Source organism: Streptococcus oralis (genome assembly GCF_003944215.1).
Classification (GTDB): Bacteria; Bacillota; Bacilli; order Lactobacillales; family Streptococcaceae; genus Streptococcus; species Streptococcus oralis_BI.
Genome location: NZ_RJVZ01000001.1, coordinates 168,835 through 192,647 on the forward strand (window position 1 = coordinate 168,835; position 23,813 = coordinate 192,647).

Consider the following 23,813-nt stretch of genomic DNA (forward strand, 5'->3'; position numbering starts at 1 on the left):
CCCTATGTCTCAGATTGATTTACAAAAACTAACCAAGAAAAACCAAGAGTTTATCCACATCGCTACCCAACAATTTATCAAAGATGGCAAAACAGATGCTGAAATCAAGGCTGTCTTTGAGGAAGTCATTCCTAAAATCCTTGAAGAACAAGCCAAAGGAACGACTGCTCGCTCCCTCTACGGGGCTCCAACCCACTGGGCTCATAGCTTTACAGTCAAGGAACAGTACGAAAAAGAGCATCCTAAGGAAAATGATGATCCAAAACTCATGATTATGGATTCAGCCCTTTTTATAACCAGTCTCTTTGCGCTGGTTAGCGCTCTGACCAACTTTTTCTCTACAGACCAGGCTATTGGCTATGGTTTGATTACCCTCTTGTTGGTTGGACTTGTTGGAGGGGTGGCCTTCTACTTGATGTACTACTTTGTTTACCGCTATTATGGACCAGACACAGATCGTAGCCAGCGTCCTCCATTTTGGAAATCAATCCTCGTTATCCTCGCTGCTATGCTTCTCTGGTTGGCTGTCTTCTTCGCAACAAGCTTCCTACCAGCCACTCTCAATCCAATCCTTGCTCCATTGCCTTTGGCTATCCTAGGGGCTGCTCTTCTCGCCCTTCGCTTCTATCTCAAGAAACGTTTCAATATCCGAAGCGCAAGCGCGGGCCCATCACGTTATTAAGAAAAGTGAAAAGCTATGGCATATAGTCAATCCTTAGCTCAGCAGATTCGAAAAATTCTAGCACTTAAACTTCCTCCCCAAATTTTCGAAGAAGAGTTAGAAGAAAAGAAACTGTTTGGTGGTCTTGCCTTTATGATTCGTGGGAAAATGGTCCTTACAGTCAGTTCCAGAAAGGACGAGCTGGTTATGGTGAGAATTGGCAAAGAAATGGAAAAGCAAGTTCTACCCCGAACAGGAGCTCATACTACATTGATGAGAGGGCGACCTTATCATGGCTATATAGACCTAGATATCGAAGGTCAAAAAGAACTTCCTTACTGGATTGATTTAGCCCTCTCCTATAATCAGGAGTTGACCAAGTAACTCATATCTAGTGAGATTAGAGATTAGAAAAACGAAAAGCAACTGCACAGGCGGTTGCTTTTTCACTTGCTTTCTTGAGATCCAATAGCACTTCTGAGTCTCATTATTGTAGTTTTCTCTCACCTTTTGTGATAAAATAGGCTCATACTCAATGAAAATCAAAGAGCAAACTAGGAAGCTAGCCGCAGGTTGCTCAAAGCACTGCTTTGAGGTTGTAGATAGAACTGACGAGGTCAGTAACATATATACGGCAAGGCAAAGCTGACGTGGTTTGAATTTGATTTTCGAAGAGTATCAATCTATTTCTAGGAGGATGAGATATAGTTTCTACTATTGGTATTGTTAGTTTGTCTAGTGGTGTTATCGGAGAGGATTTTGTCAAACACGAAGTCGATTTGGGTATTCAACGTCTCAAGGATTTGGGACTTAATTCTGTCTTCTTGCCCCATTCGCTAAAGGGTTTAGACTTTATCAAGGACCATCCTGAGGCACGTGCAGAAGATTTGATGCAGGCCTTTTCGGACGATAGCATCGACATGATCCTATGCGCCATCGGTGGGGATGATACCTATCGTTTACTACCTTATCTTTTTGAAAACGACCAGCTTCAAAAGGTTATCAAACAAAAGATTTTTCTTGGCTTCTCAGATACAACCATGAATCATCTCATGTTGCATAAACTAGGGGTCAAGACTTTTTATGGGCAATCCTTTCTAGCAGACATTTGTGAATTAGACAAGGAGATGTTGCCCTATAGCTTTCACTACTTTAAGGAACTGATTGAGACTGGGAGAATCTCAGAAATCCGCCCTAGCGACGTTTGGTATGAGGAACGGACTGATTTTAGTCCCAAGGCTCTGGGAACAGCTCGTGTCAGTCATGCAAATACAGGCTTTGATTTGTTGCAAGGAAATGCTCAGTTTGAGGGAGAAATTCTCGGTGGGTGTCTCGAGTCCCTCTATGATATCTTTGACAATTCTCTATACGCAGATAGCACGGAGCTCTGCAAAAAGTACAAACTCTTTCCTGATTTATCCGACTGGGAAGGAAAAATCCTCTTGCTAGAAACAAGCCAAGAAAAGCCTAAGCCAGAAGACTTCAAAAAAATGTTGCGGACTTTAAAGGACACTGGCATATTCGAAGTCATAAGCGGACTCTTGGTCGGAAAGCCAATGGATGAAACCTTCTATGACGACTATAAGGAAGCACTATTGGATATCATTGATAACAATATCCCGATTGTCTATAATCTGAATGTCGGCCACGCAACTCCAAGAGCCATTGTGCCCTTTGGCGTCTATGCTTATGTGGATGCAAAAGAGCAAGTCATTCGCTTTGACTATAACAAAAAATAAACAATTTCTCCATTTTTGTGCTTTTGTATTGATTTTCGCTAATTTCTATGATATCTTTTTGAAGGAGGTAAATATGACTAAACAAAAAATAAATCAAATTGTCGGTTCAATCGGGGCCTTTATCGGGATTATTGTATTTATCGCCTATATCCCACAAATTTTTGCCAATTTACAAGGCAACAAAGCTCAACCATTCCAGCCTTTATCCGCAGCAGTATCTTGTTTAATTTGGGTTATTTACGGATGGACAAAAGAACCTAAGAAGGATTGGATACTAATTATTCCAAATTCAGCTGGCGTTGTCTTAGGTGGACTGACATTTCTCACTGCACTATAAAAATTACTAGCATATAATCAAAAAGCTGAGATAAATTTCTCAGCTTTTTTCTATATTCTCAGATAGTTAGACGCTTGGACTCACTAACTTCCGCTTTTCCACTCGCAATCATTCTCGTGGTCGTCAATCAGACCTGCTGCTTGTAGAAAAGCTAAAACGGCGACTGGACCTGTGAACTTGAATCCTCGTTTTTTGAGATCTTGAGATAACTTTTCAGACAAGACTGTTTTAGCAGGTGCTAGGTGATAGTCAGGAACATCATTCACGATCGTTTTTCCCTCAACAAAAGACCAGAGATAGGTATCAAAGGAACCGTAGGTTTTCTGGATTTGTAAAAATGCTTGGGCGTTGGCGCGCGTCGCAAAAATCTTGGCTCTATTTCGGATGATGGCTGGATTATCTAACAGAGCTTCCAACTCCCCATCTGTCATTTCTGCGACCACTTGAATTTGATAGCCATGAAATACTTCTCGGAAAGCTTGGCGTTTCTTTAGTACCGTTTCCCAAGACAGACCAGCCTGATAAGTCTCCATACAGAGCAGTTCAAAAAGAGCGCGGTCGTCATGAAGGGGTTGGCCCCACTCCTGGTCATGGTAGGCGATGTAGAGAGGATTGGTCATCTTGACCCACGAACAACGTTTTGTCATATTATTCTCCTATTTTACCAACATCTTAAGAGCTGACTTGATATAGTTCTCAGCTGTATCCGTCGTTCCTTCAAAGAATTTCTTGATTTTCTTGAGCTCGGTTGCCTTGTAGCCCAGTGCCAACATGGCCTCCATAGCTTCTTCCAGTTCTTGGTTTTCAGCGCTTGCTTGCACTACCACCTTAGCAGGAAGGTCGTCTCCTGCAACTACTACCTTGCCTTCCAAGTCCAGCACCATCTGTTGGGCTGTTTTCTTGCCAATTTTGGGGAACTTGGTCAAGTAGGTGATGTTCTTAGTCTCGATCGCTTGAACCAAGCCAGCATTGTCATCTGCAGCGATGATAGCCAAAGCTGATACAGGACCTATCCCTGAGACCGAAATCAGACTGAGAAAGAGCTTCTTCTCATCTTCTGAGCGAAAACCATAGAGCAGATGTGCGTCCTCACGAACAACTTGGTGCACATAAATCTGAGTTTCTTGATTGACCCGACCTGAGTAGGCATAAGGATTGGCTACATGCAAGATATAACCGATACCATTTGCCTCAAGAACGATATATTTAGCAGTGATTTTGGTAATGATTCCTTTTAGATATTCGTACATAATTTTTCTCCATTATTTTGCCTATCTAGTATACCATATTTCCCCGATACAGACTGCAACAAAAGGTGCAACCTCTGGTTGACAAATAGTACAGGAGATTGTATTCTCATTATAAGTAAAAATTGTTAGGATAGAAGTAGAAAAAGGAGGATAAAATGATGAAACTCGCAGAAAAACTATTTGAGCTCCGCAAGGAAAAAGGTTGGTCCCAGGAAAAGCTAGCAGAAAAAATTAATGTTTCTCGGCAAAGCATCTCAAAATGGGAGTCTGGACAAGTCCTTCCAGAAATCGAAAAAATCATTGAATTAAGCAAGATTTTCCAAGTAACAACTGACTATCTGCTACTGGATGAAAACTCTGAAAAAGATTCCACGGCAGTGATTTTGGAGGAAGATAAGGACAAATACTATAAAGAGGTTAAATCCTATGGTCTCTGGCAAGCGATTTATATTTTCGTCTTGGCTCTGGCTATCTATCTCTTTTTAGCCGGTTCTAGTTTTCCAGTCGAATTCACCGCCTGGATTTGGCTAACCTTCGTACTCTTGATTGCGTCTGCAATTGCTATCAACAAGGCTCTCAAAACCAAACAACGTTATCTTGATAGGGTGATTGGTCTTGAGAATCCTTCAAACCAAGACGACTCTGCGAAACCTTGAGTCAATTGATTCATATTTCTCAGTACTTTTATAGGACTGGTCTTGTCAAGCAAGTGTAAACCTCGTGTCAAGTTTCCCATGTTCAGTCAAAGTACCTCCTTAGAAAAGCTAAAAATCCTTGTTCAAAAGGAACAAAGGCTTTTTGTGTTCTTAATATTTCCCCAACTCTCGGAGGCTGGTATGATTCTCCTGAATGCGTCGGAACATCTTTTCCATATCCGACTTTGTGAAATGCACCAAAACCGGACGTCCGTGGGGACAGTTATAGGGATTGTCACATTGAGAAAGCTGATAAAGGAGCTGTCGAGCTGAATGGTCATCGATACGATGGTTGGCCTTGATAGACCGCTTGCAGGACATCATGATAGCCAGCTCTGCTCGGTATTTCTTGATCGAAACTTCCTTGGTCAAGAGGAGCATATCACACATTTCATAGATACCAAACTCAATTTCTTCCTCTACCATCCAAATAGGATGCTCACGCAGGATAAATTGATTTTCTCCGTACTCTGCTAAAAAGACGCCCACTTCCTCCAAAAGTGCCATTCTTTCCTTGAGACGAAGAGCATCATCCGCAGGAAATTCAAAGATGTAGGGCACTAGGAGTTGCTGCTGGCTCTGGTCAACATTTCCGATGCTTTCACGGTATTCCTCGTACTTAACTCGTTCCTGAGCCGCGTGTTGGTCTATGATATAGAGACCATCTCGCCCTTGGGCAAAAAGATAGGTCCCGTGCATTTGCCCGAAAAATTCCAACTCTGGGAAGCTTGAAGATTCTTCTCTCTCCAGCTTGTCATAAGCCTTATCGAGGCTAGCAAGATCTAACTCTGGATGGTCTAGTTGGTCGTAGTTAACAGGCTTTCTCTCTGCAAAATGCAGTTTTGCTGGTCTAGTCAGCTGGTCCAAGGTTTCCTTGGCAAACAAGGTTAAATCTTTCCCTTCCTCAGTTAATTCAACCTGATGATCAGCCACCTCAGCTTGACTGGGTCTTGAGAGTTCTGTTTTTTCATAGTAAAGCGTATTTTCTTTTAGTGGGAGGATGGTCTGCTCTACCTTTTGACGATTGCGCACAGTAGATTTGGCAAGATTTTCCAAGGCATCAGGGATCAAGGCTTGCTCTTTGAGACTGTTAGAAATAGCTTCCGAAACCAGCGCCATTAGTTCTCTTTCCTTAGAAATCCGAACCTCTTGCTTGGTTGGATGCACATTGACATCTGCTAGGTAAGGATCGATATGGATATGAATGACTGCCAGTGGAAAACGCCCCACCATAAGCTTGCTTCCATAACCATCTAAAATGGCACGATTGAGCAGAAAGTTCTTGATATAACGCCCATTGATGAAGAGGCTGATATAGTTGCGGTTGGCTCGGGTCAACTCAGGCAATGACACAAATCCTGAAATTTCGAAATCTAGGTCAGAGTTCTCAATGGCAATCATCTTCTTAGCACTTGCCAAACCATAAATTCCTGCGATGGCTTGACGCAGTTGACCAGTCCCTGCTGTCCGCGTCATTTCCTTGCCATCACTGATTAAACTAAAAGAAATCTCGGGATGAGCTAATCCCAGACGGTTGACAATATCAATGATATGAGACAACTCCGCTTGCTGGCTCTTCATATACTTGAGACGGGCTGGTGTGTTGAAAAAGAGGTCCTCCACACAAACCTTGGTTCCTACAGGACTAGTCGCTGGGATGACTTCCTCAACTTCACCCCCACGCGCAACGAGCTTGGTCCCATGACTCGCACCATCCACCGCCGTCAACAGAGTCAGAACACTGACAGAAGCAATAGAAGGCAGGGCTTCACCACGAAAACCAAGCGTCCGAATCCGAAAGAGATCTGCTTGGTTTTTTATCTTACTGGTCGCATGACGACGCAGAGCCAATTCCACCTCATCGTGGACAATTCCATGACCATTATCAGTGATTTGAATTTTCTTGAGACCAGCTTCCTCAATCTCAATGATAATCTGGCTAGAACCAGCGTCAATGGCATTTTCTACCAACTCTTTAACCACACTGGCAGGACGTTCGATAACCTCTCCTGCCGCGATCTGGTTTGCCAGCACCTCTGGCAATTCAATAATATGAGACATCTTTCAGCTCCTTTCTGTATCTATTTTCCTAGAAATTGATTAGTGCTATTATACCATATTTCAGATGCTACCAGAAAAAGCAAATACCACATAGACTCCAAATCCCTCCACATAGACAAAAGCTCTTGTTTTTGAAAATAAAATAGTGTTTAATAAAGGTTGTACAGGAAGTGATCACAACCTTGTATAACTGAAAAGGAGGGAAATTTATGAAAGTAGAACTACAGATTAAGGAGACGTACAAGGAAGAAAAGCTGATTGTCCAAGCACCTAAATCAACCGAGAAAGTCCAGAAAGTCATCGAATTCGCTGAAAATCTTGACCAAAAAGAAACAATCAAAGGAAAGATTGAAGATCAGGTCTATCTAGTTAAGATTTGTAAGATACAACGCTTCTATATCGAGAATCGCAAGGTTCTAGCAGAAACTGCATCTCAGACCTACAGCATTGATTTGCGACTCTATCAGGTTCTTGAAATTCTGCCGACAACTTTTATCCAAATTTCCCAATCTGAAATCGTCAATATCGACTCCATCTCTCATCTCAAGCTCACGCCCAACGGTCTGGTTGAAATTTTCTTAAAAAACGAAAGCTTCACCTACTCTTCACGCCGTTACCTAAAAACCATCAAGGAGAAATTAGAACTATGAAAAAACAAGTATTTCACGACGCAGCTGCTGGCGTCCTCATCGGCCTCATCCTCTCTATCATCTTTTCACTCATTTATGCACCAAGTACCTACTCCCCATTAAGTTCCGACTCTCTCATCGGCCAAGTGATGACTCAACATCAGGTTCACGGCGCCCTGGTTTTGCTCTACTGCACACTTATCTGGTCAGCTATCGGCGTTCTCTTTAGCTTTGGCAAGCGATTATTCAGCCGTGACTGGAGCTTGCTCCGTGCCACACTTTCCCATTTCTTCCTCATGCTGGCTGGATTTATCCCACTGGCAACTCTGGCTGGTTGGTTTCCCTTCCACTGGACCTTCTATCTCCAGCTCATTCCAGAGTTTGCGATTGTCTACCTTATCATCTGGACTATTCTCTATAAAAGAGAAGCTAAAAAAGTGGACTACATCAATCAACTTTTGGTCCATAAAAAGTAATAGAGAAAAATCCACTCACAAAAATGTGAGTGGGCTCTTTTTATAACTTTTGTTTGAACTCGACTAAGACATTCATAGCCTGCATAGGTGTCATGTTGTAAATATCCAGTTTAGCTAATTCTGCTAGGATAGGATGTTCTTCAGGCGCATCAAAGAGTGACATCTGTTCTGTGACAGCACTTGTTTGTCTCATCGGAGCAGGACTTTCCTTCCCTTGATTCTCCAGTTGGGTCAAAATCTTATCCGCTCTTGCTAAAAGTTCTGCTGGTAAGCCAGCAATCTTAGCAACGTGGATACCATAGGATTTGTCAGCTGGTCCTGGTTCGATCTTGTGAAGGAAGGTGACCTGCCCATCCTGCTCCAAGGTTGCCACGTGGACATTGACCAATTGTTCCAAGCTAGACTCCAGACTGGTCAACTCATGGTAGTGGGTCGCAAAGAGGGTTTTGGCTCCGATATGTTCATGAATGTATTCGATGATGGACTGGGCAAGAGCCATCCCGTCATAAGTTGCAGTTCCACGTCCCAATTCATCAAAGAGAATCAAGGAATCCTTGGTTGCATGAGAAATGGCATTATTGGCCTCCATCATCTCCACCATGAAGGTTGATTGACCTGAAACCAAGTCATCTGCTGCTCCGATACGGGTAAAAATAGCATCAAAAATCGGCAAATGGGCGCTCTTTGCCGGCACATAGGAACCCAGCTGAGCCATAACCGCCGTCATGGCTAGCTGACGCATGTAAGTAGATTTCCCGCTCATGTTGGGCCCTGTAATCAGTTGAATGCTGGTATCTTCTGCCATCTGGATACTGTTTGGAATGTAGGTCTGGGCTCCCATGACCTTTTCAACGACAGCATGGCGCCCTTTCTGGATATCGATTTGTGAGTCGTCGCCAAACTCAGGTCGGATCAGATGCTGAGTTTCAGCCACAACTGCTAGACTTTGCAAGACATCAACCGTTGCAATTCCTTGGGCTAGAGCCTGCAAACGCTGGATGTACTTGCTGACTTCCTCACGGATACGCATAAAGATTTCATACTCTAGATTGGCTGACTTCTCACGCGCCTCCAACATATCTCCCTCGATACGCGCCAACTCCTCGGTACCGAAGCGTTCCGAGTTTTTCAGCGTCGCCTTGCGGAAAAAGTGGGCAGGCACATTCCCCAGCTGCGAATTGGTCACATGGAAATAGTAACCGTCCTTTTTATTGTAGTCAATCTTGAGCGTACTGATGCCAGAGTTCTCTCTCTCCTTAGCCTCAATCTCAGCAATCCAACTGGTCCCTTCTCTGAGCACTCGACGGTATTTATCCAAAGTTTCATCAAATCCCGTTCGGATAATGCCACCTTCCGTAATCACATGAGGAGCTTCAGGAGCAATCGCTGCGCTAATCAAATTCTCCAACTCAGGGATGGCATCTAACTGTTCGATAAGATAGGCCAGGGCAGGTTGCACTATGCCTTCTAAAATCGCACGAATCCGTGGTACACTGGATAGGGTGGTCGCTAATTGCAAGAGATCCTTGGGATTGGTCTTGCCAAAAGAAACCCGACTAGCCAAGCGTTCGATATCATAAACACCTTTGAGACTGTCCGTTAAATCACTACGTTCAAAGAAGTGGTCAAGAAAGACCTGCACCACCTCTTGACGTTGGACGATTCGATCCTTATCAATCAAGGGACGATGGATCCAAGAACGCAAGAGACGCATCCCCATAGCCGTTTTAGTTTCATCCAAAAGCCAGAAAAGACTGCCTTGCTTCTTGCCTGAACGGGCATTCTCAACCAAATCCAGACTAGCCTTGGTCGCATAATCCATCTGTAAGAAATCTTTGATTTCATAGCGGATAACTGGTTTGAGATGGTTCAATTCCCGCATCTGGGTCCGGTGAACATACTGGAGCAGCTTACTAGCTGCTGCTTGCTCCACAGATGCCAGTCGTGGATCCAGTAAATGAATATCCTCAAAGCCATCCTTCTCATAAGAAAGCACCAGATTCATCTGACGGCTGAGGATTTGTTCTTCTTCCTCAGACAAGTCATAGCCCAGCACCACTTCTCGCGCCTTGAGGTTACGGATTTCCCCACAAACCAGCGTGAAATCCAATAAACCTGTCACATAAAAGTCACCGGTCACCAGATCCATATATGCCAGACCAAACTGATTGCCATCACGATCTATGGCAACCAAGAAATTATTCTGACTATCCGGCTTACTGCTATCAACGACCGTTCCAGGTGTGATGACCTGGACCACCTCTCGCTTGACAACCCCAACTGCTTGTTTGGGATCTTCCATCTGCTCGGCAATGGCCACCTTATAGCCCTGCTCAATCAAAACATCAATATACTGCTGGGCAGAATGATAGGGGACGCCCGCCATGGGTATCGGATTTTCTGCATTTTTATTACGACTGGTCAGTGAAATCTCTAAAATCTGCGCCGCATTGACCGCATCTTCATAAAACAGCTCATAAAAATCACCCATCCGAAAGAGCAAAAAAGCATCTGGATATTGCTTTTTAATATCCACATACTGCTGCATACCAGGTGATAGTTTTTCTGTCGTCATATCAGGTTTCTCCTTGTTAAAAATAAGGCTTGGGAACAAGTCCCAAAACCCTATTCATCCTTCATCAAATCTAGCAAACGCTCTTCCATGAGCTTGGCAACATGCTGGTCTCGACAAATAACCAGTAAGGTATTGGCTCCCGCAACTGTTCCTAAAATCGCCTCGTCCTTATTTTCATCAACAATATTTGCTAAGACAGCTGCTTCTCCCAGCTTGGTATGAAGTACCAAAGTAAACTCTGCTCTCGCAACCCCTTCTAGGTGATGCGACAAAAACTCTACCAAATCAATCTTTTCTGTTTCATTCGCTAGCACATAATACACCATACCATTTTTCTTAACCTTGATCAAGCCGATCTCGCGCAGGTCGCGAGACAAGGTCGTTTGCGTCACAAAGACATTCCGAACTTCTAGGCGATCTTGGATATCCTTTTGTGTAGCTAGCTTTTCCTCAGTGATCATCTTTTTAATCAACTGGTGTCGTTCTTTTTTTCTCATATCAACCTCTTACATGAATATTTATAACCGATTTCGGGTTTATTTTTAGATATAATTATACCAAAAAAACTGAATAATTCAAAAAAATCTTTCTTCTTTCACTAAATTTATGATAAAATAGAATAAAAGTCCAAAAGGAGCCTACTTATGAGTACAAAAAAACTGATTGCTAGTGAATTGGCTAGCGTCATCGATAGCCTGGATCAAGAGGCTATTTTCAATTTATTAGAACAACCCAAAAACTCTGACATGGGAGATATCGCTTTTCCTGCTTTCTCACTTGCAAAAGTCGAACGCAAAGCCCCTCAAATGATTGCTGCTGAAATCGCTGAAAAAATCAACAGCCAAGCCTTTGAAAAAGTTGTTGCAACTGGTCCTTACGTCAACTTCTTCCTTGATAAATCTGCTATTTCTGGAGCAGTTATCAAAGAGATCATCGAAAAAGGATCTGACTACGCTCAACAAACGGAAGGCCAAGGGCAAAATATCACGATTGACCTATCAAGTCCAAACATCGCAAAACCCTTCTCAGTAGGTCACTTGCGTTCAACTGTTATCGGAGATGCTCTTTCTAATATCTTTAAGAAAATGGGCTACAACACTATTAAAATCAACCACCTTGGAGACTGGGGGAAACAGTTTGGCCTTCTCATGGTTGCCTATAAAAAATGGGGAAGTAAGGAAGCCGTCGAAGCTAATCCGATTGACGAATTGTTGAAATTGTACGTTCGCATCAATGCTGAAATCGAAAATGACCCAGCTCTTGATGATGAAGGACGTCTCTGGTTTAAAAAATTGGAAGATGGCGATCCAGAAGCAACTCAACTTTGGCAATGGTTCCGTGATGAAAGTTTGGTTGAGTTCAACCGCATTTACAAACTATTAAACGTTGAATTTGACAGCTTAAACGGGGAGGCCTTCTATAATGACAAGATGGACGAGGCCGTGCAAATCCTTGAAGAAAAAGGTTTGCTAGAAGAATCACGCGGAGCTAGCATTGTTAACCTCGATGATGTTGACCTGCCACCTGCTATGATTAAGAAATCTGACGGTGCAACCCTCTACATCACACGTGACATTGCGACAGCTATCTACCGTGCTCGTACTTACAATTTTGTTAAAAATGTCTACGCAGTTGGTCAAGAACAATCCAACCACTTTAAACAGTTGAAAGCTGTCTTGAAGAAAATGGGATTTGCTTGGAGTGATGATATGGTTCACGTTGACTTTGGTCTTGTAACCAAAAATCGCCAAAAGCTCTCTACTCGTAAGGGAAATATCATCCTGCTCGAACCTACCCTTCAGGAAGCTATCAGCCGTGCCAAAGCTCAAATCGAAGCGAAAAATCCTGACCTCGAAAACAAGGATCAAATCGCCCAAGCTGTTGGGGTTGGAGCTGTCAAATTCTACGATCTGAAGACTGACCGTCGAAATGGTTATGACTTTGATTTGGAAGCAATGGTTTCCTTTGAAGGTGAGACTGGTCCATATATCCAATACGCTTACGCACGTATTCAGTCTCTACTTAGAAAAGCAGACTTCCAACCAAATGCTCAAGCAAGTTACAGTCTAAATGATGCTGAAAGCTGGGAAATTATCAAACTTCTCCAAGACTTTGCCCGTGTCATCAAACGCGCATCTGTTAACTATGATCCATCGCTCATTGCCAAGTATGCAATCAGCTTGGCTCAAGCCTTCAATAAATACTATGCCCACACTCGTATCTTGGATGAAAGTCCAGAGCGTGACAGCCGTCTAGCCCTCAGCTATGCAACAGCTGTTGTTCTCAAAGAAGCCCTTCGTTTGCTTGGAGTAGAAGCACCAGAGAAGATGTGATTCAGTACTAACAATTGGAACTAAAGTTCCTAATTGTTAGACACTAGCCGCTTTTATGCGGACTAGCTAACTGCTTCACTAGTACTGTAATAGAAATAATATCGATTTCTATTACAGTACGTCGTAACTATATGGCGAATTGCCTAAACGCTTCACTAATGTATCCCAACAAATAATAGCGATTGGTTTAGACGCACGTCCTAATCACTCAAATAACTTTATCATAAAGCAATCTAAGTAAAACTAACGTCAAATCTTATACAGGCTTTGGCTTGGCGTTTTACTAGCCTTCATTAGAACTGGATGGATTTTTCAGTTAAAGGTTAAGACCGTCTTGTTTTATCTGTCAGATATCTGTTCCGCCAGTCTAATCACTTAGTTGAAAAGCGAAAATTTCTTTCGCTTTTCTTATGCCTTCAATTTTTTATCAAATCAGGAGAGATTTTATGAGCCAGTATGCTTATATCTTAGTTCTTATCAGTCTTGTCGTTCTTTTTCTTATCAATAAATACGAAAAGGAAAAACTTCAACAACTCCTTCAGGAACAGCTTTTGAAAGACGAAGCTTTCAAAACAGACATACGCGAAAGGATCCAAACAACGGAAAATATCAATGATGTGATTGACTACATCAATAAAGGTTATCGTTTGGGACTCCTGTTTTCTAAGGAAATCACTGAGCAACTGAAATAAGAGAATCCGAGAAGCTTTCTTCTCGGATTTTTTACTCTCATCAATCCCATTTCCTTGTGATAATCATATCTTTCATATGATTTTTCTGAAATTTTCTAAATTTTTCAAAAATTCTCTTGCATTTTTCATAAGTTTCTTGTAGAATAGAACTTATCTATTCAGATTATTCTGAAAATTCAAAAACGGGAGGTTTTTATGTCACAAGTTACTTCATCACACCAATCTACCTGGACAAGCAAGCTGAAAGCAATGGGGCCAGGAATCCTAATGGCTTCCGCTGCAGTCGGAGGTTCTCACATCGTATCCTCCACTCAAGCTGGCGGTTCTTATGGATGGTCTCTGCTTCTCTTGGTCATCTTAGCCAATGTTTTTAAATATCCATTTTTCCGTTTTGGTGCTGAATACACAGCAGACACTGGAAAGACCTTGGTTGAAGGCTATGCAGAAAAAGGAAAACTCTATCTCTGGATTTTCTTTATTCTCAATGTCTTTTCTGCCTTGGTCAATACTGCCGGTGTCGCCATCCTTTGTTCAGCTATCATTGCTAGCGCCTTTCCAATGATTGGTCTTAGTATCACTCAATGGTCTCTTATCCTTGTTGCTGTCATTTGGGCCATGCTGCTCTTTGGTGGCTACAAACTATTGGATGGTATGGCAAAATGGATCATGTCTGCCTTGACTATTGCAACTGTTCTTGCCGTCATCATTGCTGCCGTTAAGCACCCAGAATACAGCTCTGATTTTATCGAGAAAACACCTTGGCAAATGGCAGCCCTCCCCTTTATCGTTTCCCTTCTAGGCTGGATGCCTGCTCCTATTGAAATTTCAGCCATTAACTCACTTTGGTCAGCCGAAAAGAAAAAGACCGTTAACTTTAATACAGAGGATGCTCTTTTCGACTTTAACGTTGGCTACATTGGAACAGCTATCCTAGCTGTATTCTTTGTGGCTCTCGGAGCACTCATTCAGTATCCTACAGGTCAAGCGGTTGAAGCGGCATCTGCCAAATACATCTCGCAATTTGTGGGCATGTACGCTTCTGTCCTTGGCGAATGGTCTCGATATTTGATTACCTTCATCGCTTTCCTCTGTATCTTTGGGACAGTGATTACTGTCATCGATGGCTATTCACGTGTCAATCAGGCATCCCTTCAACTCTTGGCAAATCAAAAAGAGGATAATCGTAAATCTTTGAACATCTGGATGACCATCACAGCTATCATTGGTATCGTCATCATCAAGTTCTTTGCCGGTCAAGTTTCAACCATGCTCCGCTTTGCCATGATTGGATCTTTTCTTACAACACCATTCTTTGCCCTTTTGAACTATGTGTTGGTTACAGGTGAAAATAAAAATCTTCCTTCTTGGCTAAAACTCCTCGCTATTGCAGGATTGGTTTTCCTCTTTGGATTTGCCATCTTCTTTATCTATGCACTTGCCATCGGAAAAGCAGGTTAGTTCACAAAGCAGCACCCTCGTCTGGGGTGCTTTTTTCTGCATTCAAAAGGCAGTTGAGAAAACCTAACTGCCTACTTGAACGATTCTAACTTTCTGAGTCCAATCCATATAAGTCCGCGATAATCGCTGCGACCTTTTTAATATCTCCCAGCATTCCTCTCATTTCAAAGTCAGCCAATACAGGGAAACCAAAGCGCTGGCTGTACTGCTTGGCAGTCAGACAGTACTGGTTATTAAAATTGCGATTACCAGAGCCCACTACACCAAAACACTTACTGGCATTGTCTCCATAGGCGATAAAATCACCCACTGGAGTCGTTAAAATCTCAACATCGCCGTTATCGACACCATTCCCACCTTCTAGGTAGGTCGGCAAGAAAGCGATATAGGGATGTTCCATTTCAAAGAATTCTTGACCTTCCTTGACCAGATCCTTGATATGGATTTTTTGGACCTCAATCCCTTCGTACTGGGACAAGAGATAGTCCTTAAGTCGGGTTACAAAACTCTCTGTATTCCCACTCAAACTGATATACACTAAGGATATTTTTTTCATGTTAACCTCGATTTTTATGTTTACGATATAAAAAGAACTAACAAGATTGTAACTTGATAGTTCCCTTTTGTCAACTCTTATGCGAGCTCTTCTGTTTCGACTTCCTCAGACAAATCTTTTTGTTGACGCCACATCTTGTAAAAAACAATGGCAAGGAAGAGGACATTGATAACAACAAATAAAATCGTTGTTCCCTTTCCAAGGACTTCTGTTCCTAGTCGCAAAGTTTCATCACGGATGGCTTGTACAGCATCTTGCATACCCATATAAGTATAAATCGAACCAACAATGGCAAGCAAAACATAAGCAATGTAAGCATAATTTGCATATTGCAAATGATTACGAACCAAGAGCACAATACCTGCGACTACTAAAATCGCAGATAAAATAATCAAAACGATGTTAACAGTCGAATGCGATAATTCAGCTGTCTTATGTAGATAATTAATCGTATCCTCCAGCTGCTGAGCGCTAATGCCTTGTACTTGTGCTTGACTGGCACCTAGTGCTTCTTTACTAGGTACTGGACTTAGTATTCCAAACAAAGACATAGCTGAAATCAATGCTGATAGGACTAATAAAACCCAAAGATAAATAGGTTTCTTTTTCATAATTTTTCCTCCTTAAGGTATTTTGGACATTATAGCATTTTTTGCACGTAAATACAAGTTTTACAGGGAACTTTCGACTTGTTTGCGGTAAGCTTTTGGTGATTTTCCGCACAATTTACGGAAGACCTTGTAGAAATATCCAACATTACTGTAACCAACAGCATAGCAAACATCTTCAATACTATCATTGGTTGAAAGCAAGAGCTGTTGCGCCGCCTTGATCCGCTGTTTGTTGAGCAGTTCAGCAAAGGTTGAGTTGGTTTCTCGCTTGATTAACTGACCGAGGTAGACAGGATTGATAAAGAGATCTTTGCTGATATCCTTAAGCGAGAGCTCTTTCTGATAATCACGCCCGATGACTTCAAGAACACTCACCACATTTTCATTCATGCGGTACTGACCAAAAAACTTAGTCAAGGTTTCTTTGATGTAGGCAACCAATTCTTCAAAGGAGTTAATGGCATGGATGGCTTTGACAATCTCGGTCATATCATCCGCTTTTAGATGCTCAAACAAGTGGAAGACATCCATGACAAATTGGGTGAAGAGCTGTTTGGTGATAGCCACGCGCGGAGTATTCTCCAAAACAACCTTCTCCAGCAGGGTCAATTCTTCGATGATCTGATTGATATTTCCTTGGATAATCACCCGATAAATCGGCTCGTAATAAGCAAATAAACTCTCGGATTTTTCTAGATTAACTGAACCGTAGAAGAGGGCTTTTTCAGCGTTGATCTTCCATTTTTCAAAGGCTTGTTGGTAGGGTGCTCCAAAAGGCGTTACTACGATTCCATCTAGTGGTTGATCAGAGATAAAAATCTGCCAGTCTTGACCTAAAACATAGTAAGGAATAGTGAAAGATCCTTGTTTTTCCTTTGAAAGGCCTATCCACCAGCTGTCTTTACCCGCTAAGAAGTTGGTAAATCCCTCTTCATCCAATTCTTGGCTGAGAGTTTGGCTTTGCTCCACCTTTTCCTGAAGCTGTCTCGCAATTTTTTCTAATAGATGACTCAACTCCACCTTATCCACTGGCTTCACCAAATAATCCACGACACTAAGGTTCATTGCTTTCTTGACATAGTCAAACTCCTGATAGCCAGACAGCAAGATATAATAGGCATCTGGAAGCAGCTCCTTCATCTCCTTGATCATCTCCAGTCCTGTCTTATCTGGCATATTGACATCGGAAATGACCACATCTACTGGATTTTCCTTGACATAATCTAAAGCATCATCTGCGTGATTAGCTGTTGCGACGACTTGCATATCCCATTTTTCAAAGGGGATTAATCGCTTGAGCCCCTCTGTCACCATATACTCGTCGTCTACTAATAAAACTTTATACATTTCCCTTCCTTTCTATTCATTTTGAATAGTAATACGGTAACGAACACCTTCTTGCTCAGCTGACTCTACACTGATTTGGTAGCGATCCCCAAAATAGAGGACAAAGCGTTCGTGTACATTGACTATTCCAATTGATTGTCGCTCTCCGCTATAGCTTGCCTCGTGCTCAAAACTTCTCTGAGTTAGTTTTTCTTGCAAGCTAGCCAGTTTCTCAGCAGTCATCCCGCGACCATTGTCTACCACTAGGATTTCAACAAAACCTTGGCCCTTCAAAACCTTGATACTGATCACATTGTCTGTTCGGCGGTGGTCAATACCGTGGGCAAAGTAGTTTTCGACCAATGGTTGAAGCGTAAACTTGGGAATCTTCATATTTTCTAATTCTGGCGCGATCTTAAAGCCATAGGCAACTGACTTTGGATAACGCACCATACAGAGATAGCTGTATTTGCGACAAAATTCTAATTCTTGTTTCAGCGTCGTTTCCCGCTCGTTGGAGATATTATTGCGTAGTAAACTGCTAAATTCATAGATAATATCCGCCAGTTCATCTTGGCTTTCCATGACGGCATACATGCGCAGAAACTCTAAGGTATTGTACATAAAGTGAGGATTGATTTGAGCTTGCAGGGCTCGCATATTGGCATCTTTTTGACTGAGCTCTAGCTGGTAAATATCGTGGATATTCTTTTCCAGTCGATCCAACATATCATTGGTGGTTTCTGCGATGAGGAGCAATTCCTGATCTTTTTCAGAAGTATCGATGCGAAGTCCCTCTTCTCCTTGAGCAATCACCTCGATAGAATCTACTAAATCTACGACCTGCCTTTGGTAATTGGAGAAGGTCTGCCTCAAGGTCACATATAAAATAATAATAAAGAGAACACTCAAACCAACAATGACAGCGGAACTAGTTAAAGTCCCAGTAAGAACAAAAACCTTAGGAACTGCTGATTGGACTTGATAGCCATGTGATGTCAAACCAACAATCCAATTTTCCCGTTCAGCTACTACATTTTCCCCTATATGAAACAATTCAGTATCAAAAGGGGAGGTGATCGTCACGGCCACAGGAATCAGACCGCGAGTATTATCAATTGCTTGGTAAAGTACATCCTGCGATAAAGAAATGTAGATAACACCTAGCGACTGATCGGAGTTAGGATCAAGTACTGGTATGGCAAAACTATTGGCTGCTGGTTTGAAATCCTCAGCAAGAATTTTCTCTCCGCTACGTTTCTCTCTAGTAGAAACGTAGACTTCCTTGTAGTCTTGCAAAACAATTGCAACACCTGTCACAAAGTCATTTCTTACATACAAATCATCAATATTTTCATACAAGGATACTGAAACATAAGGAGACGCTTTACGTTGCAACAGCCAGTAAAAATAATCCGATGTACTCAGACTAAAATACTTATAAATCCCCTCTATCCGTGCTCGATTTTCAACCAGTTCCTGTGCTAGCTGAGTCGACTCTCTGTGGTAATATTCAATCTCACTCACTGTTCGAGTCGTTACACGTTGAGCTACTCGTTGGGCTTCTTTTTCACGAGAACTCCAGTCAGCATAGGAGAGCATGACCGCAAAACTTGCAATGATAGCAATCATCACCAAGGTATAGATGCGCAAGAGCGAGTGGAGCCAGAACGGCTTCATTTTATTTTGTCGCCAATTTTTCATGGATACTTTCATATACGGGTTCCAACATATCACTGATAAAGAAATGCCATACACCAATCCCTACGAAAAAGAGAAGAGCAGGCATATAGTAACCAATTCCTACAAGCATGACCGTACCAAATAAAACCTTGGCAATTGCCGGCAAATTCATAAAAATTCCGATAAGAGCGAGTTTTACAGTATTTCGATAAGAGAGCTCATAGTGAACTTGGAGTTTCAATGAAACGGTATAAGCCAAAAAAACAAAGGCAACAACAAGGATATTGAGAAAGGTTGCCAAGAGATGGAAGATAGTCTGATGGGGCAATTGCACCAAAAGGTACAAACCATAGATTAAGACTAAATCTACAAGTACAAAACTATAGAAAGCTAGGTTACTCTTGACAAAGTTACTCTTATACAATTCCCAAGCTTCTTTCAAACTATAAGCCCGATAAGTATAACCGTTCTCCGCATATAAACTCATAAGAGTTGCACTAGCTGGTGCCAAACCAAAAACCACACCCCCTGCTAGTGTCAATAACCAGAAAAAAGCCGTCGCAATCATTCCTAAAAAGAAACGATTAAAGACGAATTCTAGAAACTTTCCCATAATATCCTCCTTAAAACAACTATGTGACTATTATATCATATTTCAAACGTTTTCAAAAACATAGAGCACCCATTTACAATCCTCTAAAAGCGTGATACAATTGATTTTGACAGTTTTATATAAGGAGATTCTCATGAAGAAAAATATCTTAACTACCCTCTTAGCCGTCGTTCTCTACTTCCTCTGTCTAGGAATTGGAGTAGTACTTGGACACTTGGTGGATTCAACGGGCAATATGTTCTATGCGCCTGCCTTTTCTGCCCTTGTCGGGGGTAGCGTCTACATGCTTCTTTTAGCAAAGGTTCCTCGTTTTGGTGCCATTACCACTCTCGGGCTCTTTATGGCTCTCTTTTTTCTAGCTAGTAAACACGGCGCTGGCGCTTTTCTACCAGCTATCGCCTGTGGTCTTGCAGCAGATGCCATCGCTCATCTCGGCAATTACAAAGATCGAATCAAAAACACCCTCTCCTTCCTCGTCTTTGCTTTTAGTACAAGTGGCCCTATCTTCCTCATGTGGATCCGTCCCAAAGCTTACGTGGCTACCTTACTCGCGCGTGGAAAATCCCAAGAATACATTGACCGTATCATGGTCGCTCCAGAGTTGGACAAAATCCTTCTCTTTGTTTCAAGCATCCTCCTAGGTGCCTTGATTGGGGCTGTGGTTGGGCAATTTCTAAGTCAAAAAATAGCTGATAAACTATAAGGTAAAAGCCCTGAAGACTAGCAATGCCTAGCTTCAGGGCTTTTTAAATATACAATCTTAGAATTCACTATAGATAAATTCTTGAATATTCGAAAAATCGGTCACAAAACAGTAAATCACGATGCTCAAGATGACCGTATAGAAAAATAGTGTCCACAAGATTAAACGATGTGTGTTAGTTAGCTTGGTTTGCAAATTTGTAAAGTTCTTTTTCAACTTCCATCCATCCTTTCACTCCAACGTGCATCACGTCAAATAAAAAGTAATCATCATATTCTCTGTTTCCATAGTTTAGCACCGTTGCACCATGGCTTTTTGCGACATCTTCTATTTTTTTATAAGTTTTTTCCCGCATCTCTCTTGAGACACCTGTGTAGTCGTTCCATTTCCCGTTTACTGGGAAAATGATGACTTCAACTTCGATTCCCAATTCTTTAGCAACTGTCAAGAAGAGTTCCATATCTGAATATTCTGGTGACTCCAGGTAGCTCAAATCTTTATTAGAATCTTTCAGTGATGCATAGCGGTCTTTTAAGTAAGTATTGTAGTAGTTATTATCCACCGCATAGTCATTGTTGTCTGTTTTCTTTTTGACCTCTTCTACAAACTGATTCGTCATTTTCTCCCAATCATAGTCTGGGGTTTTATCTCCTAGTGAAGGATAATCTGATTTAGCATGTTTTTGATAAAAAGTCTGTTTGAGCTTAAAGGAATAAATCGCCTTATCTAACTCTAATAGTTTTTTATCAACAATGGTTCCTTTTCCATCTATGAAATAACTTTTATATTTTCTGTAGATGTCATTTTGTTGCTTGTTCCCTTTGGTAATCTGGATAATGCGATTGATTATTTTTTCTTTCGTTTCTTTGCTAATCTTGTCATTATCTAGCATATGGAAAATATGTTCCTGAGAAGCCTTGTTCAAAAAGGCATCTTGATGGGTCCCATCTTTTTCAAACCACTGAACAGACTCTACTATAGCTACTTTTCGCTTACTCATCGATCCTTCAATAGAGCCCAAGGTCGTAGCCTGAATGATGTTTTGAGAATAACTGGTCCCAATCTGCATGATATAAAAATCGTTGTAGTTAAAAATTTTATTGGGATGATAGTCTTCATTTATCGTCGCAACCAACTCAGATGACCCCAATAAAACCAGTGTGTTGGGAGTGATATTGCTTGTTAAAATATCTCTACTTTTATACTTTTCATACGAAGTGCTATAACGAATACTGTTATCCTTGACTTTATAATAATCATCAATCTTCTTGACATATGTCACATTTAAAAGGGCAAGCGTCGCAATTACGAGCACAAGCGATAGTAAAAATGCTTTTAATTTAATCATCTCGTTTTATCCTATCCCTTCAATCTGGCAGACTTCTTTTCAATCTCTTATCTCTTTAAAATCGTCAGTAAGATTTTATAGGGTTCACCTGAAAAGATAAAGAAACCAACCATAACCAGATTCATGGTCACAAACCAACTTAGTAGCTTATACCAGTTTTTGTTTTTATTTTTCTTATAAAAATTGCTTTTCTTTTGATACACTTCAAATCCAGCCATCAAGACACCATGATAAAAACCATAGACAATGTAGCTAACACTAAGACCATGCCAAAAACCCATGACCAACATATTGACCATATAGGCATAGGTTGCATTGTGTAGTCTATTTTTAAACCATTTTTTCCTGATAACCTGCATCAATACTCTTGAAAATACAAAATCTCTCAACCAGGTCGACAAGGTGATATGCCATCTGGTCCAAAAATCCTTGATATCGACACTCAAGAAAGGTTTGTTAAAGTTCATTGGTGTCTGAATACCTAGAATGTTACTACTTCCAACAGCCATTAGACTATAGCCTGCAAAGTCGAAGAATAGATACAAGGTATAGAGGTACATATATTTAATTGAGTAGACGACTGTACCCGTATTGCTTAGAGCGAGTAACATCTGGTAAACATAGGTTGACAAAACAACCTTATAAAGTAGACCTAAAACGATACGATAAACACCGTCCCCTGCCAACTCTAGATAGTCTTTCCGAGGCATGACCTCGTTTATCTCTTTTAAAAATCTCCTACTCCGATCAATCGGACCAGCACTAACCGTTGGGAAAAAGAACAAAAACTGTAAGTAATCTTTTACACCAATTTTTTCTTTGATCAAGCCATCCGATATTTCTAGCATAATCTGAATGGTCTTAAAGGACATGTAGGAAATTCCAATAAAGGCCAACAAATGCAAAGAAGTCAGAGCAAAGACTTTATTGATCACTAAGGGAAGAATAGAGAGGAAAACCAGTGGTTTCAGTCGCTTTGCTTCTATCCTCTGTGCTAGAAATACGAGAAAATATTGGTAAACGATAAAGGCAAGCAAATAGACTATCATCGCTCGACTCTTGCCATAAATAGCTCCTGCAAATAAGAGGGAGAGCGCCAAAATATAGTAGTCCTTACGTTTTTCAAAAAAGTTTACCACAAAACCAATCAGTAACACTACAAACAAGAGAAGAAAAAACTCATTCCCCTCAAAATAATTCATATCAATCGAACTCCTTTTTCATTTTCTCATCTTGCTTCAGAACTTATCTTTCTAGTTTTTTCCTATCCTATCACTAGAGAGAATTAGCTTTATCTATTATACCATAATTTAAAAACTTTAAATGCCCCTGTTGGCAGCTACCTAGAACAAAAAAGAGCCGAAGGGCTCTTTTTATTTATGACTTAATTTCTTGGTCAAGAAATCTCCCAAGAACTGGATCGTAAAGATAATCAAGATGATAATGATGGTCGCCAAGATGGTCACATCGTGATTGTAACGGTTGAATCCATAGGCAATGGCCACATTACCGATACCACCAGCACCAACTGCTCCCGCCATAGCTGTTTCACCAACAAGGGAAATCAAGGTCACAGTCGTCACACGAATCAAATCTGGAAGACCTTCGGATAGGTATACCCCAACGATATCCCAGAAAGTCGCTCCACTAGCTTGCGCTGCTTCAATCACACCACCATCCAACTCAGCCAAGACGACCTGCACCTGACGGGCAAAGAAGGCAAATACCGCAAAAGAAAGTGGAACAAGGGCTGCATTTGGCCCGATACTAGTCTTCACAATCAAGTGAGACAGTGGCGACATGATTGCCAAGAGGATGATGAAGGGAACCGCACGGAAAATGGAGGTGATCTTATCCAAAATCCAGAAAACGACCTTATTTTCCAAGACACCACCTGGTGCTGTCAAGACAAGAAAAAGACCTGCCACCAGCCCCAAGAACCCTCCGATGATGAAGGAAAGAACTGTCATATAAAGGGTTAGGTAGATGGCTGTTCCCCAGCCTGCTTGACCAGCCCAGCCCATCTTATAGACATTTGGTAAATAGGTTTGAATCAATGATTCCATC

The 23,813-nt window shown here is 41.5% G+C and carries 24 protein-coding genes; 11 read left to right on the top strand and 13 right to left on the bottom strand.

The annotated features are described in order from the left end of the window. The first annotated feature begins 4 nt into the window (after nucleotides 1-4). The 4 genes from D8804_RS00985 (at nucleotide 5) to D8804_RS01000 (ending at nucleotide 2,737) form a co-directional block, all read left to right on the top strand. Nucleotides 5-682 carry a DUF1129 domain-containing protein gene (locus D8804_RS00985; RefSeq protein WP_185774010.1) on the top strand — a complete coding sequence of 226 codons (678 nt, stop codon included), beginning with the start codon at nucleotides 5-7 and terminating at the stop codon, nucleotides 680-682. A 15-nt stretch (nucleotides 683-697) separates the two neighbouring features. Further along, complete coding sequence (locus D8804_RS00990) at nucleotides 698-1,045, top strand: TfoX/Sxy family protein (RefSeq protein WP_000331825.1); 348 nt, start codon at nucleotides 698-700, stop codon at nucleotides 1,043-1,045. A gap of 320 nt (nucleotides 1,046-1,365) precedes the next feature. After that, nucleotides 1,366-2,400 carry a S66 family peptidase gene (locus D8804_RS00995; RefSeq protein ID WP_125398511.1) on the top strand — a complete coding sequence of 345 codons (1,035 nt, stop codon included), beginning with the start codon at nucleotides 1,366-1,368 and terminating at the stop codon, nucleotides 2,398-2,400. Between the two features lie 73 nt (nucleotides 2,401-2,473). Then, a complete protein-coding gene (locus tag D8804_RS01000; protein WP_000166112.1) occupies nucleotides 2,474-2,737 on the top strand; it encodes a SemiSWEET family transporter in 264 nt (87 codons plus the stop codon). An 83-nt stretch (nucleotides 2,738-2,820) separates the two neighbouring features. Here D8804_RS01000 and D8804_RS01005 read toward each other — a convergent pair whose 3' ends face one another. Next, a complete protein-coding gene (locus tag D8804_RS01005) occupies nucleotides 2,821-3,384 on the bottom strand; it encodes a DNA-3-methyladenine glycosylase I (protein WP_125398512.1) in 564 nt (187 codons plus the stop codon). Nucleotides 3,385-3,393: 9 nt separating this feature from the next. Then, the gene (gene ruvA, locus D8804_RS01010; RefSeq protein ID WP_125398513.1) at nucleotides 3,394-3,987 is read right to left on the bottom strand and encodes a Holliday junction branch migration protein RuvA; all 594 of its coding nucleotides are present in this window, start codon (nucleotides 3,985-3,987) and stop codon (nucleotides 3,394-3,396) included. A 158-nt stretch (nucleotides 3,988-4,145) separates the two neighbouring features. On the opposite strand from ruvA, the gene D8804_RS01015 reads away from it, so the two are divergent. After that, on the top strand, nucleotides 4,146-4,643 hold the full coding sequence (locus D8804_RS01015) for a helix-turn-helix domain-containing protein (protein ID WP_125398540.1): 498 nt from the start codon (nucleotides 4,146-4,148) through the stop codon (nucleotides 4,641-4,643). A 150-nt stretch (nucleotides 4,644-4,793) separates the two neighbouring features. Here the strand turns inward: D8804_RS01015 and mutL are convergent, their stop codons facing one another. Beyond that, nucleotides 4,794-6,743 carry a DNA mismatch repair endonuclease MutL gene (mutL, locus tag D8804_RS01020; RefSeq protein WP_125398514.1) on the bottom strand — a complete coding sequence of 650 codons (1,950 nt, stop codon included), beginning with the start codon at nucleotides 6,741-6,743 and terminating at the stop codon, nucleotides 4,794-4,796. Nucleotides 6,744-6,952: 209 nt separating this feature from the next. Here mutL and D8804_RS01030 point away from each other — a divergent pair, with 209 nt between their 5' ends. Together D8804_RS01030 and D8804_RS01035 are read left to right on the top strand one after the other, a co-directional pair. After that, nucleotides 6,953-7,393, top strand: a complete 441-nt coding sequence (locus D8804_RS01030) for a LytTR family DNA-binding domain-containing protein (RefSeq protein WP_125398516.1) — start codon at nucleotides 6,953-6,955, stop codon at nucleotides 7,391-7,393. Then, the gene (locus D8804_RS01035) at nucleotides 7,390-7,848 is read left to right on the top strand and encodes a DUF3021 domain-containing protein (RefSeq protein WP_125398517.1); all 459 of its coding nucleotides are present in this window, start codon (nucleotides 7,390-7,392) and stop codon (nucleotides 7,846-7,848) included. Before D8804_RS01030 ends, D8804_RS01035 begins: the two co-directional genes overlap by 4 nt. Nucleotides 7,849-7,888: 40 nt before the next feature. Here the strand turns inward: D8804_RS01035 and mutS are convergent, their stop codons facing one another. Both mutS and argR read right to left on the bottom strand, forming a co-directional pair. Further along, on the bottom strand, nucleotides 7,889-10,423 hold the full coding sequence (mutS, locus tag D8804_RS01040) for a DNA mismatch repair protein MutS (RefSeq protein ID WP_125398518.1): 2,535 nt from the start codon (nucleotides 10,421-10,423) through the stop codon (nucleotides 7,889-7,891). Nucleotides 10,424-10,473: 50 nt separating this feature from the next. Continuing rightward, on the bottom strand, nucleotides 10,474-10,920 hold the full coding sequence (argR, locus tag D8804_RS01045; RefSeq protein WP_061418468.1) for an arginine repressor: 447 nt from the start codon (nucleotides 10,918-10,920) through the stop codon (nucleotides 10,474-10,476). A 147-nt stretch (nucleotides 10,921-11,067) separates the two neighbouring features. Between argR and argS the strand changes: the two genes are divergently transcribed. The 3 genes from argS to D8804_RS01060 all read left to right on the top strand — a co-directional run bounded on the left by argS (nucleotide 11,068) and on the right by D8804_RS01060 (nucleotide 14,906). Continuing rightward, on the top strand, nucleotides 11,068-12,756 hold the full coding sequence (argS, locus tag D8804_RS01050; protein WP_125398519.1) for an arginine--tRNA ligase: 1,689 nt from the start codon (nucleotides 11,068-11,070) through the stop codon (nucleotides 12,754-12,756). A gap of 446 nt (nucleotides 12,757-13,202) precedes the next feature. Next, nucleotides 13,203-13,448, top strand: a complete 246-nt coding sequence (locus D8804_RS01055; protein WP_125398520.1) for a MarR family transcriptional regulator — start codon at nucleotides 13,203-13,205, stop codon at nucleotides 13,446-13,448. Between the two features lie 195 nt (nucleotides 13,449-13,643). Beyond that, nucleotides 13,644-14,906 carry an NRAMP family divalent metal transporter gene (locus D8804_RS01060; RefSeq protein WP_125398521.1) on the top strand — a complete coding sequence of 421 codons (1,263 nt, stop codon included), beginning with the start codon at nucleotides 13,644-13,646 and terminating at the stop codon, nucleotides 14,904-14,906. An 85-nt stretch (nucleotides 14,907-14,991) separates the two neighbouring features. Here D8804_RS01060 and nrdI read toward each other — a convergent pair whose 3' ends face one another. The 5 genes from nrdI to D8804_RS01085 form a co-directional block, all read right to left on the bottom strand. Beyond that, a complete protein-coding gene (nrdI, locus tag D8804_RS01065) occupies nucleotides 14,992-15,462 on the bottom strand; it encodes a class Ib ribonucleoside-diphosphate reductase assembly flavoprotein NrdI (RefSeq protein WP_125398522.1) in 471 nt (156 codons plus the stop codon). Between the two features lie 77 nt (nucleotides 15,463-15,539). After that, nucleotides 15,540-16,073: an ABC transporter permease gene (locus tag D8804_RS01070; RefSeq protein WP_125398523.1), complete on the bottom strand. Its 534-nt coding sequence runs from the start codon at nucleotides 16,071-16,073 to the stop codon at nucleotides 15,540-15,542. A 60-nt stretch (nucleotides 16,074-16,133) separates the two neighbouring features. Further along, nucleotides 16,134-17,420: a response regulator transcription factor gene (locus D8804_RS01075; RefSeq protein ID WP_125398524.1), complete on the bottom strand. Its 1,287-nt coding sequence runs from the start codon at nucleotides 17,418-17,420 to the stop codon at nucleotides 16,134-16,136. A gap of 12 nt (nucleotides 17,421-17,432) precedes the next feature. Next, nucleotides 17,433-19,103 (bottom strand): sensor histidine kinase, encoded by a 1,671-nt coding sequence (locus D8804_RS01080; protein WP_125398525.1) that lies wholly within the window; start codon nucleotides 19,101-19,103, stop codon nucleotides 17,433-17,435. After that, entirely contained in the window at nucleotides 19,081-19,695 is a 615-nt protein-coding gene (locus D8804_RS01085) for a YesL family protein (protein ID WP_125398526.1), read from the bottom strand. Before D8804_RS01085 ends, D8804_RS01080 begins: the two co-directional genes overlap by 23 nt. A 133-nt stretch (nucleotides 19,696-19,828) precedes the next feature. Here D8804_RS01085 and D8804_RS01090 point away from each other — a divergent pair, with 133 nt between their 5' ends. Next, nucleotides 19,829-20,398, top strand: coding sequence for an MptD family putative ECF transporter S component (locus tag D8804_RS01090; RefSeq protein WP_125398527.1), 570 nt, complete (start codon nucleotides 19,829-19,831; stop codon nucleotides 20,396-20,398). Nucleotides 20,399-20,573: 175 nt separating this feature from the next. Here D8804_RS01090 and dltD read toward each other — a convergent pair whose 3' ends face one another. The 3 genes from dltD to D8804_RS01105 all read right to left on the bottom strand — a co-directional run bounded on the left by dltD (nucleotide 20,574) and on the right by D8804_RS01105 (nucleotide 23,812). Further along, a complete protein-coding gene (gene dltD, locus D8804_RS01095; protein ID WP_093586125.1) occupies nucleotides 20,574-21,746 on the bottom strand; it encodes a D-alanyl-lipoteichoic acid biosynthesis protein DltD in 1,173 nt (390 codons plus the stop codon). Between the two features lie 47 nt (nucleotides 21,747-21,793). Continuing rightward, nucleotides 21,794-22,948 (bottom strand): D-alanyl-lipoteichoic acid biosynthesis protein DltB, encoded by a 1,155-nt coding sequence (dltB, locus tag D8804_RS01100; protein WP_125398528.1) that lies wholly within the window; start codon nucleotides 22,946-22,948, stop codon nucleotides 21,794-21,796. A gap of 171 nt (nucleotides 22,949-23,119) precedes the next feature. Further along, nucleotides 23,120-23,812, bottom strand: a complete 693-nt coding sequence (locus D8804_RS01105; protein ID WP_038805871.1) for a methionine ABC transporter permease — start codon at nucleotides 23,810-23,812, stop codon at nucleotides 23,120-23,122. Nucleotide 23,813: the final 1 nt, after the last annotated feature.

Excerpts from the sequence above, each read along its gene's own strand:
- nrdI (WP_125398522.1), bottom strand. The coding sequence starts at position 15,462 with ATGAAAAAAATATCCTTAGTGTATATCAGTTTGAGTGGGAATACAGAG.
- dltD (WP_093586125.1), bottom strand. The coding sequence starts at position 21,746 with ATGATTAAATTAAAAGCATTTTTACTATCGCTTGTGCTCGTAATTGCG.
- argR (WP_061418468.1), bottom strand. The coding sequence starts at position 10,920 with ATGAGAAAAAAAGAACGACACCAGTTGATTAAAAAGATGATCACTGAG.
- D8804_RS00985 (WP_185774010.1), top strand. The coding sequence starts at position 5 with ATGTCTCAGATTGATTTACAAAAACTAACCAAGAAAAACCAAGAGTTT.
- D8804_RS00990 (WP_000331825.1), top strand. The coding sequence starts at position 698 with ATGGCATATAGTCAATCCTTAGCTCAGCAGATTCGAAAAATTCTAGCA.
- D8804_RS01070 (WP_125398523.1), bottom strand. The coding sequence starts at position 16,073 with ATGAAAAAGAAACCTATTTATCTTTGGGTTTTATTAGTCCTATCAGCA.
- D8804_RS01090 (WP_125398527.1), top strand. The coding sequence starts at position 19,829 with ATGAAGAAAAATATCTTAACTACCCTCTTAGCCGTCGTTCTCTACTTC.
- D8804_RS01075 (WP_125398524.1), bottom strand. The coding sequence starts at position 17,420 with ATGTATAAAGTTTTATTAGTAGACGACGAGTATATGGTGACAGAGGGG.
- D8804_RS01005 (WP_125398512.1), bottom strand. The coding sequence starts at position 3,384 with ATGACAAAACGTTGTTCGTGGGTCAAGATGACCAATCCTCTCTACATC.
- D8804_RS01105 (WP_038805871.1), bottom strand. The coding sequence starts at position 23,812 with ATGGAATCATTGATTCAAACCTATTTACCAAATGTCTATAAGATGGGC.
- D8804_RS01055 (WP_125398520.1), top strand. The coding sequence starts at position 13,203 with ATGAGCCAGTATGCTTATATCTTAGTTCTTATCAGTCTTGTCGTTCTT.
- ruvA (WP_125398513.1), bottom strand. The coding sequence starts at position 3,987 with ATGTACGAATATCTAAAAGGAATCATTACCAAAATCACTGCTAAATAT.
- D8804_RS01080 (WP_125398525.1), bottom strand. The coding sequence starts at position 19,103 with ATGAAAAATTGGCGACAAAATAAAATGAAGCCGTTCTGGCTCCACTCG.
- argS (WP_125398519.1), top strand. The coding sequence starts at position 11,068 with ATGAGTACAAAAAAACTGATTGCTAGTGAATTGGCTAGCGTCATCGAT.
- mutS (WP_125398518.1), bottom strand. The coding sequence starts at position 10,423 with ATGACGACAGAAAAACTATCACCTGGTATGCAGCAGTATGTGGATATT.
- D8804_RS01060 (WP_125398521.1), top strand. The coding sequence starts at position 13,644 with ATGTCACAAGTTACTTCATCACACCAATCTACCTGGACAAGCAAGCTG.
- D8804_RS01000 (WP_000166112.1), top strand. The coding sequence starts at position 2,474 with ATGACTAAACAAAAAATAAATCAAATTGTCGGTTCAATCGGGGCCTTT.
- D8804_RS01030 (WP_125398516.1), top strand. The coding sequence starts at position 6,953 with ATGAAAGTAGAACTACAGATTAAGGAGACGTACAAGGAAGAAAAGCTG.
- dltB (WP_125398528.1), bottom strand. The coding sequence starts at position 22,948 with ATGAATTATTTTGAGGGGAATGAGTTTTTTCTTCTCTTGTTTGTAGTG.
- D8804_RS01015 (WP_125398540.1), top strand. The coding sequence starts at position 4,146 with ATGAAACTCGCAGAAAAACTATTTGAGCTCCGCAAGGAAAAAGGTTGG.
- D8804_RS01035 (WP_125398517.1), top strand. The coding sequence starts at position 7,390 with ATGAAAAAACAAGTATTTCACGACGCAGCTGCTGGCGTCCTCATCGGC.
- D8804_RS01085 (WP_125398526.1), bottom strand. The coding sequence starts at position 19,695 with ATGGGAAAGTTTCTAGAATTCGTCTTTAATCGTTTCTTTTTAGGAATG.
- mutL (WP_125398514.1), bottom strand. The coding sequence starts at position 6,743 with ATGTCTCATATTATTGAATTGCCAGAGGTGCTGGCAAACCAGATCGCG.